This window comes from Arthrobacter sp. NPDC056493, from assembly GCF_042795115.1.
Taxonomy (GTDB): Bacteria; Actinomycetota; Actinomycetes; order Actinomycetales; family Micrococcaceae; genus Arthrobacter.
Genome location: NZ_JBHTSL010000019.1, coordinates 63,978 through 75,582 on the forward strand (window position 1 = coordinate 63,978; position 11,605 = coordinate 75,582).

Annotated in this window: 10 protein-coding genes; 8 read left to right on the forward strand and 2 right to left on the reverse strand. The window is 66.8% G+C overall.

What is annotated here, in order from left to right:
* Positions 1-66: 66 nt before the first annotated feature.
* Positions 67-795 carry an AmiS/UreI family transporter gene (locus tag ACFQ50_RS10415; RefSeq protein WP_377995450.1) on the forward strand — a complete coding sequence of 243 codons (729 nt, stop codon included), beginning with the start codon at positions 67-69 and terminating at the stop codon, positions 793-795.
* Here the strand turns inward: ACFQ50_RS10415 and ACFQ50_RS10420 are convergent.
* Entirely contained in the window at positions 751-2,247 is a 1,497-nt protein-coding gene (locus ACFQ50_RS10420) for an APC family permease (RefSeq protein WP_377995451.1), read from the reverse strand. The two genes, ACFQ50_RS10415 and ACFQ50_RS10420, sit on opposite strands and share 45 nt — an antisense overlap.
* A gap of 236 nt (positions 2,248-2,483) precedes the next feature.
* On the opposite strand from ACFQ50_RS10420, the gene ACFQ50_RS10425 reads away from it, so the two are divergent.
* Positions 2,484-2,777, forward strand: a complete 294-nt coding sequence (locus ACFQ50_RS10425) for a hypothetical protein (protein WP_377995452.1) — start codon at positions 2,484-2,486, stop codon at positions 2,775-2,777.
* 105 nt (positions 2,778-2,882) lie between these two features.
* Here ACFQ50_RS10425 and ACFQ50_RS10430 read toward each other — a convergent pair whose 3' ends face one another.
* The gene (locus ACFQ50_RS10430) at positions 2,883-4,778 is read right to left on the reverse strand and encodes an FAD-binding monooxygenase (protein WP_377995453.1); all 1,896 of its coding nucleotides are present in this window, start codon (positions 4,776-4,778) and stop codon (positions 2,883-2,885) included.
* A 226-nt stretch (positions 4,779-5,004) separates the two neighbouring features.
* Here ACFQ50_RS10430 and ACFQ50_RS10435 point away from each other — a divergent pair, with 226 nt between their 5' ends.
* The 6 genes from ACFQ50_RS10435 (at position 5,005) to ACFQ50_RS10460 (ending at position 11,496) form a co-directional block, all read left to right on the forward strand.
* The gene (locus ACFQ50_RS10435) at positions 5,005-6,480 is read left to right on the forward strand and encodes a fumarylacetoacetate hydrolase family protein (RefSeq protein WP_377995454.1); all 1,476 of its coding nucleotides are present in this window, start codon (positions 5,005-5,007) and stop codon (positions 6,478-6,480) included.
* The gene (locus ACFQ50_RS10440; RefSeq protein WP_377995455.1) at positions 6,473-7,177 is read left to right on the forward strand and encodes a GntR family transcriptional regulator; all 705 of its coding nucleotides are present in this window, start codon (positions 6,473-6,475) and stop codon (positions 7,175-7,177) included. The genes ACFQ50_RS10435 and ACFQ50_RS10440 overlap by 8 nt, the downstream gene beginning before the upstream one ends.
* 22 nt (positions 7,178-7,199) lie before the next feature.
* Positions 7,200-8,714 carry a 5-carboxymethyl-2-hydroxymuconate semialdehyde dehydrogenase gene (gene hpaE / locus ACFQ50_RS10445; protein ID WP_377995456.1) on the forward strand — a complete coding sequence of 505 codons (1,515 nt, stop codon included), beginning with the start codon at positions 7,200-7,202 and terminating at the stop codon, positions 8,712-8,714.
* A 98-nt stretch (positions 8,715-8,812) separates the two neighbouring features.
* Positions 8,813-9,889, forward strand: coding sequence for a 3,4-dihydroxyphenylacetate 2,3-dioxygenase (hpaD, locus tag ACFQ50_RS10450; RefSeq protein ID WP_377995457.1), 1,077 nt, complete (start codon positions 8,813-8,815; stop codon positions 9,887-9,889).
* A 3-nt stretch (positions 9,890-9,892) separates the two neighbouring features.
* Positions 9,893-10,678: a 2-oxo-hept-4-ene-1,7-dioate hydratase gene (gene hpaH / locus ACFQ50_RS10455; RefSeq protein ID WP_377995458.1), complete on the forward strand. Its 786-nt coding sequence runs from the start codon at positions 9,893-9,895 to the stop codon at positions 10,676-10,678.
* A complete protein-coding gene (locus ACFQ50_RS10460) occupies positions 10,663-11,496 on the forward strand; it encodes an HpcH/HpaI aldolase/citrate lyase family protein (protein ID WP_377995459.1) in 834 nt (277 codons plus the stop codon). Before hpaH ends, ACFQ50_RS10460 begins: the two co-directional genes overlap by 16 nt.
* Positions 11,497-11,605 lie beyond the last annotated feature (109 nt).

The window sequence follows — 11,605 nt, forward strand, 5'->3', positions numbered from 1 at the left end:
TGTGACAGTTAATTTCCGTATTATGAGATCCGGGCGTTCAATGTCGTGCGCCAGGAAGGCACACTGATGGCGTACGTGTGCCTCCTCCTTTCCGGTGCAGCGCTGCTTGTCAACGGGCTAGCACCGCTCGGGCACCTTCCGCGCCGCGACGCTGCCGTGTTCAGCCTGGTCATAGGCACTATCCAGCTTGCCCTGGGCGTTGCCTCTTTGAGTTCGGCCTCTTCCGGCCTTAACGACGGCGGCCCGCAGCTGCTGCTTTCGGCGGCCGGCATGTTCCTGTTCGGCCTGACCTACGTCTACGTCGGCCTGGATTTCCTGCTGGCGCTGGGGTCCAATGGCCTCGGCTGGTTCTGCGGCATGGTGGCCGGGTGCGGCCTTCTGCTCGCCGCAGCCTGGTTCCCTGAGGACCCGCTGCTGGCGGTGCTGTGGCTCTGCTGGTCCTACCTGTGGATGCTGTTCTTCTTCTCGCTGGCGCTCGGTCGGAGCCGGCTGTCGCCGCTGATCGGCTGGTCCCTGGTTCTGGCCAGCCAGACCACGGCAACGGTGCCGGCCCTGCTTGGAATGACCGGGCAATGGCCGCGTGACCCCGTGTTGGCCGGCATAGCCGCGGCCTGCATCGCGGCACTGCTGTTGCTCGCCGGCGGCCTCGCCCGGAGGGACGGCCGCCGGGATGCCCGGCGGGACGGCGGGCTGCACGGCCAGCCCGCCGTCGTCGTCGTCCCTAACGAACCGTTAGCCGACGACGGGCCCTTAGTTGCCGCTGACAGCAGCCTCATCGGCGAACTCAAGCCCTGAGGTGCGGCCCCGTTTCTCCACGCCGATTTCCGCCAGCACCCCGGCCAGGAACATCACCGGGACGGCCACCAGCAGTCCGGTGGCCGTTTCGGCGCTCCCGCCGATGAGGGACGTGAAGTTGCTGACCACCAGGTAGAGAACCCAGGCCAGCAGCAGCGAAGCAACGGCCGGCGCGATCACGGTCTGCCAGAGCTGCCCGGACACCCGTTCGCGGCGGAAGAATACGACGACCGCCAGGGAGCAGAGCATATACAGCACCAGCAGCGCTGCAACAGCCAGCCCGCTGAACCATGAGAAGAGGGTCAGCACGGGGTCCATCCCCAACACTGCGAACGGGCTCACAAGGAGCACCGCGACGGTGGTCTGGACCCAGGCTGCCGACGCGGGTGCGCGGTGCTTGTTGGTCCGGGCCAGGACAGCAGGCAGGGAACCGCGCAGGGCCAGCGAGTGCAGGTAGCGGTTAATGCCGTTGTGGAAGGCGATGATGCCCGCCAGGAGGGACGTCACCAGGAGAATGCCTGCAGTCACGCCGGCCCAGGGGCCGAACAACTCGACCAGGGGCCCGATCACGAATGAGGTCGCGTCTCCCGACTCCAGGGCGGCTCCTGCGGCGTCGATCACGTGCGAGGGCCCGTAGAAGCTCACCAGCATCCACGTAATGAAGGCGAAGAACACCGCGATGATGCCTACGGAGAGATACGTTGCCCGCGCCACCGTCCGGTGGGGATCCTTGGCCTCGGCGGAGTAGATGGCCGTCGACTCGAAGCCGAACATGGAGGCCACTGCGAACATGATGGCAACGCCGGGAGCTCCGCTTGCGATCGCCTCGGGGGAAAACGAGGCTGCCACATTGAGGCCTTCCGGGCCGCCGCCCTTCAGCAGGACGGTGAATCCGAAGAGCAGCAGAATCGCCACTTCCAGGCCCACAAGGAACGCCAGGACGCGGGCGCCGAGTTCGATGTTCTTCGATCCCAGCACTTGCACGCCTGCCATGGTGGCACCGGCAAGGAGCCACCAGGGAACGGTCACGCCGGCCGAGGCCAGCAGTCCGGAGAAGGCCACGCCGTAGAGTCCGTACATGGCGGCCTGCACCGTGCTGTACGCCAGCAGTGCCAGCCAGGCAGCTCCTGTGCCTGTCTTTCTGCCGAAGGCGGCGGTGATGTAGGCGTAAAAGGCGCCGTTGGCCTGCACCTTCCGGCTCATGGCCACGAACCCGACGGCGAAGATGACAATGACAATGCCCACGATGAGGTAAGCGCCCGGTGCCCCGGCGCCATTGCCGAGTGCAGCCGCCAGGGGCGCTGCGCCGACGATGCCGGTCAGCGGAGCCTGGGCGGAAAGAACGAAAAAGAGAATGCCCAGGACGCCGATGCTGCCCGCGCGGAGGGCGGTGGATTGCTCCTTGCGCGGATTTACTTCTGCAGTCCGGGGCTCGGAATTTGAAATACTCATTGGATCCTTCTTAACGGTCATGAGCGTTGGAGAGGGGTGCCGGCAATAGCCTCGCACCGCTGAATCCAGCTTTGCAGTCCCGGTCGGATAGGGCTTGTCTGGCAGCGATCAGTTGTTGTGCCTCAGCGCACTGGTCGTGTCCTTCAGGAGTCTCATCTCAGAGGGTCCCGCGGATGCTCGCCTCCGGTCAAGCAGGTTGCTGCCGCTGGGCGCCGCCTCCGTGAGACCATGTGGCAATGAGCAGCGATCCCGCTCTCGAAGTGAGCGCCCTGGCCATCAACGTCACCATTCCGGCGGCACTCCGCTGGACGGACAGCCGAAGGGGCGAAGAGTTCACGCTGACCACGCTGAACGTCCGGCTCCTGCCCGACGGCCACCTTGCCGCCAAGGCCTACGGCCGGCCCCTCGCCGGCGGCCGGGGAGCATACGTTTCGTTCCGCGTGCCTGACCGGCCGGAGCTCACCGCCCTGATCGCGGAAGCTGCCAGCCACGCTGCCGGGATGTGGGCGGCGCACCGGGGGCTTGGCTGAGGCATACGGCCCGAAGTAGGCCGCCGCCTTAAACAGAACTGCCGGGGAGGCCCCGGCCCTCCCCGGCAGTCCATTTGTCACGCGTGGTGGCTGAGCAGCCCGCGGCTACCCGTGCGCGCGGGCAGGGAGGAGCGGCGCAAAGAATGCCCCGAGCTCCGCCGTCGCGGTCAGCGGCAAGACGTTCGCCACGTACTGGTCCGGGCGGACCACCACCACGACGCCGCCGCGGTCAAGGCCGCGCAGGTCGAAGATGTCGGCCTTCGGGTCGGTGCCGTAGACCTTTTCCAGGTTGGTGAGCTTGAACGGCCCCACCTCCGGCTTGAACACCGCCGGGACGGCATTGATGTCAATGTCCCTGTGGTCCTGCTGGTAGATGACCTTCACGTCGAACCAGGCATCGGCGTCGTTACCCTCAGGCGTGGCCGCAAGCGGCGACTCCGGCGACTTCTCCATCCACTGCGCGAAGTCAGCGGTCGGCGACGCGGCGCCGGCCTCGGCCGGGTCGGCGAACACGTAGATGCGCCAGCGACCATCTGCCTTTGCCTGGTGTCCCAGCTGAAGCGGGTTGGTGTCGCACACCCGCTGTACGGGCGCGGACTTGAAGCGCTTGCCGACAGGGAAGCCAGTGGCCAGGTTCTGGTGCGTTGCCTCGGCTACGATCATCGACGGCGAGTACTCGGTCATGAAGCCGGCCGGGAACTCGGCGGTGCGCACGTAGAAGTCCTCGAGCTCCGAGGGGTCATCGAACTCCTCGGGCTTCTTGGCCATCAGGGTGGACCATTCCTTGTCGAAGTCGATGAGGTTCTTGGCGACCACCTGGCGCTCCGCGGAGTACGTGGCGAGCAGGGACTCCGGGCAGCGGCCCTCCAGCACGTGGCCGAGCTTCCAGCCGATGTTGAAACCGTCCTGCATCGAGACGTTCATGCCCTGGCCGGCCTTGGCACTGTGCGTGTGGCAGGCGTCGCCGGTGATGAACACCCGCGGCGTGCGGGTGTCCCGTTCGGCGGGCAGGACGTCGTCGAACCTGTCGGTGAGGCGGTGGCCCACCTCGTACACGCTGTGCCAGGCCACGTTGCGGACGTCAAGGGTGTAGGGCTGCAGGATCTGGTTCGCGTGGGCGATGATCTGGTCGATGGTGGTCTTGCGGATGGCGCCGTTGTCGTTCTCCGGCACGACGCCGAGGTCGACGTACATGCGGAACAGGTGGCCGCCCTCACGCGGAATCAGCAGGATACTGCCGCCGTCGTGGGACTGGATGGCGCACTTGGTGCGGATGTCCGGGAAGTCGGTGGACGCGAGGACATCCATGACGCCCCAGGCGTGGTTGGCCTGGTCGCCGGCGAGCGTGCAGCCAATCGATTCACGGACCCTGCTGCGCGCGCCGTCAGCACCCACCACATATTTGGCACGCACAACACGCTCCTGCCCTGCGTCCGGGCCGGCGGTGCGGACGAGGGTCACGGTGACGGGGTACTCCCCCGCCTCCGTGACATCGAGACTGCGGAACTCGTAACCGTAGTCGGGGGTCATTCGGGTCGGGGAAAAGGCCATGACCCGGGCGAAGTAGTCCAGCACACGGGCCTGGTTGACAATCAGGTGCGGGAATTCGCTGATGCCCATTTCGTCGTCGACCGCGCGGGCGGCGCGGTAGATGTGCTTCGGGTTCTCCGGGCTTGGCTTCCAGAACGCCATCTCGGTGATCCGGTAGGCCTCGGCGATGATCTCCTCGGCGAAGCCGAAGGCCTGGAAGGTCTCCACGCTGCGTGCCTGGATGCCGTCGGCCTGGCCGATCGCGAGGCGCCCGGGCCGGCGTTCCACGATGCGCGTGGTGATGTCCGGGAACTGGGAGAGCTGGGCGGCCGCGAGCATGCCTGCGGGGCCGGAGCCCACGATGAGCACGTCGACCTCGTCGGGCAGCTCTTCGGGGCGGTTGATGCCGACGCCGGCGGCGGGCTGGATGCGCGGGTCACCGGAAACGTAACCGTGGTGGTGGAACTGCACGGGCTTTCCTCACTTCACTGTGTGGCTGGCTTTCGCCAAATTCTGTGTTCCATATCCGAACAGATGGTTCGATAATAGAAATCGTGGTTATGCTTCAGTACTGTACGTCACACATGACCCGGGTTACAAGCAGCTGTCCCTTCCCCGAAAAACGGGGGTTGACGAAGTAGCCGGAAGCGGTCCAGTATGTTTCGTATACGATTTCGTACCTGATGAGGAGAACGCTTTGGAGCAGGTCAACGGCGACACCCTGGCAGCAGCACGCAAGGTGATCGCGGTACACATCAACTACCCCAGCCGCGCAGCCCAGCGCGGCCGGACCCCGGCGCAGCCCTCCTACTTCCTGAAGCCGTCGTCCTCGCTGTCCCTGACCGGCACCGCCGTCGAACGCCCGGCCGGCTGCGAACTCCTCGGCTACGAGGGCGAGATCGCCATCATCATCGGCAAGGCGGCCCGCCGGGTCGACGTCGAAAATGCGTGGAGCCACGTCGCCGCGGTCACGGCCAGCAACGACCTCGGCGTCTACGACCTCCGCTACGCGGACAAGGGCTCCAACCTCCGCTCCAAGGGCGGCGACGGCTTCACCCCGGTGGGCCCGGCACTGATCCCGGCAGACGCCGTCGACCCCGCCAAACTGCGGGTCCGCACCTGGCACAACGGCGAACTGATGCAGGACGACACCACCGCGGACCTTCTCTTCCCGTTCGCCCGGCTCGTGGCGGACCTGTCCCAGCTCCTCACCCTTGAGGAAGGGGACATCATCCTCACCGGCACGCCGGCCGGCGCCTCCGTCGCCGTCCCCGGCGATGTGCTGGAAGTCGAGGTGAGTGCCCTTGGTTCTGAAGGCGGGCAGCTGAGTTCCGGCCGGCTGGTGACGCGGGTGGAGGAAGGCACGACGGCGTTCGCCGACTTTGGTGCCCGGCCCAAGGCCGATGACCTGCAGCGGGAGGAAGCGTACGGTTCCCGTGAAGCGGCGGGGCTGCCCGCCGTCGGGCCGGTTCTCTCCCCGGAGCTGAAGGCCAAGCTGGAGAGCGTCTGCACCGCCACGCTGTCTTCGCAGCTGCGAAAGCGCGGCCTGAACAACGTCAGCATTGACGGACTGACCGCCACCCGCCCGGACCGCAAGGTGGTGGGCCTGGCCCGGACCCTGCGCTACGTGCCCAACCGCGAGGACCTCTTCAAGACGCACGGCGGCGGATTCAACGCCCAAAAGCGCGCCATCGACTCCGTGAACGAGGGCGAAATCCTGGTCATGGAGGCCCGCGGAGAGAAAGGCACGGGCACCATCGGTGACATCCTCGCCCTGCGCGCCCAGGTCCGCGGCGCCGCCGCCATCATCACCGACGGCGGGGTCCGTGACTTTTCCGCCGTGGCCGCCATGGAGCTGCCCACCTACTACTCCAACCCGCACCCTGCCGTGCTGGGCCGCCGCCACATCCCGTGGGACACGGACATTACCATCGCCTGCGGCGGCACCACCGTGCAGCCCGGCGACATCATCGTGGCCGACTCGGACGGCATCCTGGTGATCCCGCCGGCCCTGGCCGAGGAAGTCGCCAACGACTCTATCGCCCAGGAACGCGAAGAGGTTTTCATCGCCGAAATGGTGGCACAGGGCCACGGCGTGGACGGGCTCTACCCGCTCAACGCGGCATGGCGCGCCAGGTACGAAGAATGGGAAGCAGGCAAGGCGAATGACTGAAACGGCCACCTTCACGGCTGACACTGTCACTGGCAGCGCTACCGGCAGCAAGTCCGAGCAGGCCTACCAGGCCATCAAGGCACGGATCGTGGAAGGCACCTACACGCCCGGCTACCGGCTGGTCCTGGCCGCGATCGCCAAGGACCTCGGGTTCAGCGTGGTCCCGGTCCGGGAAGCGATCCGCCGGCTCGAGGCCGAGGGCCTGGTGAAATTCGAACGGAACGTCGGGGCCACCGTGGCTGGCATCGACCCCACCGAGTACCTCTACACGATGCAGACCCTGAGCATCGTGGAGGGTGCAGCCACTGCCCTGTCCGCTCCCCTCATCGGGGAGGCGGACGTGGCGAGGGCCCGCGCCGTGAACGCCGAGATGCGCGAGTGCCTGCAGCATTTCGACCCCGTCCGGTTCACCCGGCTCAACCAGGACTTCCACAGCGTCCTCTTCGAGCACTGCCCCAACCCGCACATCCTGGACCTCGTCCACCGCGGCTGGAACCGGCTGGCATCACTGCGGTCCTCAACCTTCCGCTTCGTTGCCGGCCGGGCCCGGGAATCCGTGGAGGAACACGAGGCGCTCCTGCAGCTCATTGAATCCGGCGCCGGCGCCGACACCATCGAAAAAGCAGCACGGCTCCACCGCAGCGCCACCCTGGACGCCTACCTCGCCCAAACCACTCTCAAAGACCCCAATCCTTAAGACCACAGTTAGGACCTCAACGATGACGACCCCTGTAGAAACAGCAGCCAAGCACTACCTTCCCGAGAATCTGCCCACCCACATCCAGCACTACATCAACGGCGAGTTCGTTGATTCCGTGGGCGGCAAGACCTTCGATGTCCTGGACCCGGTGTCCAACACGAACTACGCCACCGCCGCCGCCGGCCAGAAGGAGGACATCGACCTCGCCGTCGCCGCCGCCCGCGAAGCCTTCAAGAACGGCCCGTGGCCGAGGATGAAGCCGCGCGAACGCGCCCGCATACTGAACAGGATCGCCGACGCCGTCGAAGCCCAGGAAGCCCGCCTCGCCGAACTGGAAACCTTCGATACCGGCCTGCCGATCACCCAGGCAAAGGGCCAGGCCCTGCGCGCGGCGGAGAACTTCCGCTTCTTCGCGGACCTGATCGTGGCCCAGTTCGACGACGCCATGAAGGTCCCCGGCTCCCAGATCAACTACGTGAACCGCAAGCCGATCGGCGTCGCCGGACTCATCACCCCGTGGAACACCCCGTTCATGCTGGAGTCCTGGAAGCTCGCCCCCGCTTTGGCAACCGGCAACACCGTGGTCCTGAAGCCCGCCGAATTCACCCCGCTCTCGGCCTCGCTGTGGGCGCAGATCTTCAAGGACGCGGGCCTCCCGGACGGCGTCTTCAACCTGGTCAACGGGCTCGGCGAGGAGGCCGGCGACGCCCTGGTCAAGCACCCGGACGTCCCGCTGATCTCCTTCACCGGCGAGACCACCACCGGCCAGACGATCTTCCGCAACGCCGCAGCCAATCTCAAAGGCCTCTCCATGGAACTCGGCGGCAAGTCCCCGTGCGTGGTGTTCGCCGACGCCGACCTCGACGCCGCGATCGACTCCGCCCTGTTCGGCGTCTTCTCCCTCAACGGCGAACGCTGCACCGCCGGCTCCCGCATCCTGGTGGAACGCGCCGTGTACGAGGAATTCTGCGAGAAATACGCCGCCCGCGCCAAGAAGATCGTGGTCGGCGACCCGCACGACCCCAAGACCGAGGTCGGCGCGCTGGTCCACCCGGAGCACTACGCCAAGGTGGCCTCCTACGTGGAGATCGGCAAGTCCGAGGGCCGGCTGCTGGCCGGCGGCGGACGGCCGGAAGGCCTGCCGGAGGGCAACTACATCGCCCCCACCGTCTTCGCCGACGTCTCCCCCGATGCCCGGATCTTCCAGGAGGAAATCTTCGGCCCCGTCGTCGCCATCACCCCGTTTGAGGACGACGACGAGGCGCTGGCTTTGGCGAACAACACCAGGTACGGCCTGGCGGCCTACATCTGGACCCAGAACCTGACCCGCGCCCACAACTTCTCGCAGAACGTGGAGGCCGGCATGGTATGGCTGAACAGCCACAACGTCCGCGACCTCCGCACCCCGTTCGGCGGCGTCAAGGCCTCCGGCCTGGGCCACGAGGGCGGCTACCGCTCCATCGATTTCTACACCGACCAGCAGGCCGTGCACATCACCCTCGGCGCCGTCCACACCCCCAAGTTCGGCGCCTAGCCCAACTAGCTCGCATTTGTTGTCGTTTTGAGCCTCCAAAACGACATCTACTGCTAGTCAGTTGGGTATAAACCCCCTTTCAAAGAAGAGAGAACATCATGACCAACTTCGTTCCCACCCCCACCGTCCCGGCTCCGGATATCGTCCGCTGCGCCTACATGGAGATCGTGGTCACCGACCTCGCCAAGTCGCGCGAGTTCTACGTGGACGTCCTCGGCCTGCACGTCACCGAAGAGGACGAGAACACCATCTACCTGCGCTCCCTGGAGGAGTTCATCCACCACAACCTGGTGCTCCGCCAGGGCCCCATCGCCGCCGTCGCCGCCTTCGCCTACCGGGTCAAGTCCCCCGCCGAGGTGGACGCCGCCGAGGCCTACTACAAGGAACTCGGCTGCCGGGTTGAACGGCGCAAGGAAGGCTTCACCAAGGGCATCGGCGACTCCGTCCGCGTCGAGGACCCGCTGGGCTTCCCCTACGAGTTCTTCTACGAGACCGAGCACGTGGAACGCCTCACCCAGCGCTACGACCTCTACTCCGCCGGGGAACTGGTCCGCCTGGACCACTTCAACCAGGTCACCCCGGACGTCCCGCGCGGCCGGGCGTACCTGGAGGACCTCGGCTTCCGCGTCTCCGAGGACATCAAGGACTCCGACGGCGTCACCTACGCCGCCTGGATGCACCGCAAGCAGACCGTGCACGACACCGCGCTGACCGGCGGCAACGGCCCGCGCATGCACCATGTCGCGTTCGCCACGCACGAGAAGCACAACATCATCCAGATCTGCGACAAGATGGGCGCCCTGCGCATCAGTGACCGGATCGAGCGCGGCCCGGGCCGGCACGGCGTGTCCAACGCGTTCTACCTCTACATCCTGGACCCGGACGGCCACCGCATCGAGATCTACACCCAGGACTACTACACCGGCGACCCGGACAACCCCACCATCACCTGGGACGTCCACGACAACCAGCGCCGCGACTGGTGGGGCAACCCCGTCGTCCCGTCCTGGTACACCGAGGCCTCCCTGGTCCTGGACCTGGACGGCAACCCGCAGCCGGTCATCGTCCGCGAGGAAAAGAGCGAGATGGCCGTAACCGTTGGAGCCGACGGCTTCTCCTACACCCGCAAGGATGACGCGGCAGTGGAGGGCTTCAAGCTCGGAGCCCAGGTCTAACCCATGCTGGACGCGAAGACGATTGAGGCCATAGCGGACGAGCTGGTGGAAGCCGGCCGGACCCGCACCCCTGTGCCCCGCCTGACTGCCCGCTACCCGGACATGACGGTGGAGGATTCCTACGCGGTGCAGCAGCTCTGGCGGCGCCGCAACGAGGACGCCGGCCGGACCCTGGTGGGGCGCAAGATCGGCCTCACGTCCAAGGCCATGCAGGCCGCCACCGGCATCACCGAACCCGACTACGGCGCCATCTTCGATGACATGGTCCTCGAAACCGGCTGCTCCGTGCAGTGGGACCGCTACACCCATCCGCGGGTGGAGGTGGAACTGGCGTTCGTCCTGAAAGACGGGCTCAAGGGCCCGGGCTGCACCATCTTCGACGTCCTCAACGCCACCGACTACGTGGTTCCGGCCCTCGAGATCCTCGACTCGAGGATCGAGATGGAGGGCCGGACCATCGTGGACACCATCTCCGACAACGCCGCCATGGGCGCCATGGTGGTGGGCGGCCGCCCGGTCAAGCCGGACGCCGTCGACCTCCGCTGGGTCTCCGCGATCCTGTACAAGAACCAGACCGTGGAGGAAACCGGCGTCGCCGCCGGCGTCCTGGACCACCCCGCCAACGGCGTCCACTGGCTGGCCAACAAGATCGCAGCCCACGGGGACTCCATGAAAGCCGGCGACATCATCCTCGCCGGCTCCTTCACCCGCCCGCTCTGGGTGTACAAGGGCGACACCGTCCACGCCGACTACGGACCCCTGGGGACTGTCACATGCCGCTTCGAGTAGAAGACACCTTCCGGTCAGCCCTCGCTGGCCAAAAAGGAAAGGGTAAGGCAGGCCGGCCGCTGGCCGGGATGTGGGTCTGCTCCGGCAGCCCGCTCATCGCCGAACTCTGCGCCGGATCCGGCCTGGACTGGCTCCTGGTCGACGCCGAACACAGCCCCAACGGGCTCGAATCCATCCTCGCCCAGCTCCAGGCCACCCACGGCTACCCGGTCCACGTTTTGGTGCGGCCGCCGGTGAACGACACCGTGCTGATCAAGCAGTACCTGGACCTCGGCGTGCAGAACCTGCTCATCCCCATGGTCAACTCGGTGGCCGAGGCGGAGGCCGCGGTGGCCGCCACCCGCTACCCGCCCCACGGGGTGCGCGGAGTCGGCTCCGCGCTGGCCCGCGCGGCCCGGTGGAACCGGGTCCCCGACTACCTCGCCCGGGCGTCGGATACCGTCAGCGTCACCGTGCAGATCGAGTCGACGGCCGCCGTTGAAGCGGTGGAAGACATCCTGAAGGTCGACGGCGTGGACGCCATCTTCATCGGCCCCTCCGACCTCGCCGCCTCCAAGGGCCTGCTCGGCCAGCAGGAACACCCCGAGGTGCGCGCCGCCGTCGAACACTGCCTCGCCGCCGCCAAAACAGCCGGCAAACCGGCCGGCGTCAACGCCTTCAACCCGGACACCGCCCGCGCCTACCTCGACGCCGGCGCCTCCTTCATCCTGGTCGGCGCCGACGTCGCCCTCCTGGCCCGCGGCTCCGAAGCCCTCGCCGCCGAATACGTCCCCCGCGGGCCTGTGATTGAGCCCGTCGAAACCCCCGCCAGCTACTGACCCACCCAACTGACTCGCAGTTGTTGTCGTTTTGTGGGCCCCGAACGACCACCACGGGGAGGCAGGTGGGGTGGGGGCCGTTGTGGTGACCGCCGGCTGGCGACATGGG

Excerpts from the sequence above, each read along its gene's own strand:
- ACFQ50_RS10415 (WP_377995450.1), top strand. The coding sequence starts at position 67 with ATGGCGTACGTGTGCCTCCTCCTTTCCGGTGCAGCGCTGCTTGTCAAC.
- ACFQ50_RS10420 (WP_377995451.1), bottom strand. The coding sequence starts at position 2,247 with ATGAGTATTTCAAATTCCGAGCCCCGGACTGCAGAAGTAAATCCGCGC.
- ACFQ50_RS10425 (WP_377995452.1), top strand. The coding sequence starts at position 2,484 with ATGAGCAGCGATCCCGCTCTCGAAGTGAGCGCCCTGGCCATCAACGTC.
- ACFQ50_RS10440 (WP_377995455.1), top strand. The coding sequence starts at position 6,473 with ATGACTGAAACGGCCACCTTCACGGCTGACACTGTCACTGGCAGCGCT.
- hpaE (WP_377995456.1), top strand. The coding sequence starts at position 7,200 with ATGACGACCCCTGTAGAAACAGCAGCCAAGCACTACCTTCCCGAGAAT.
- hpaD (WP_377995457.1), top strand. The coding sequence starts at position 8,813 with ATGACCAACTTCGTTCCCACCCCCACCGTCCCGGCTCCGGATATCGTC.
- hpaH (WP_377995458.1), top strand. The coding sequence starts at position 9,893 with ATGCTGGACGCGAAGACGATTGAGGCCATAGCGGACGAGCTGGTGGAA.
- ACFQ50_RS10460 (WP_377995459.1), top strand. The coding sequence starts at position 10,663 with ATGCCGCTTCGAGTAGAAGACACCTTCCGGTCAGCCCTCGCTGGCCAA.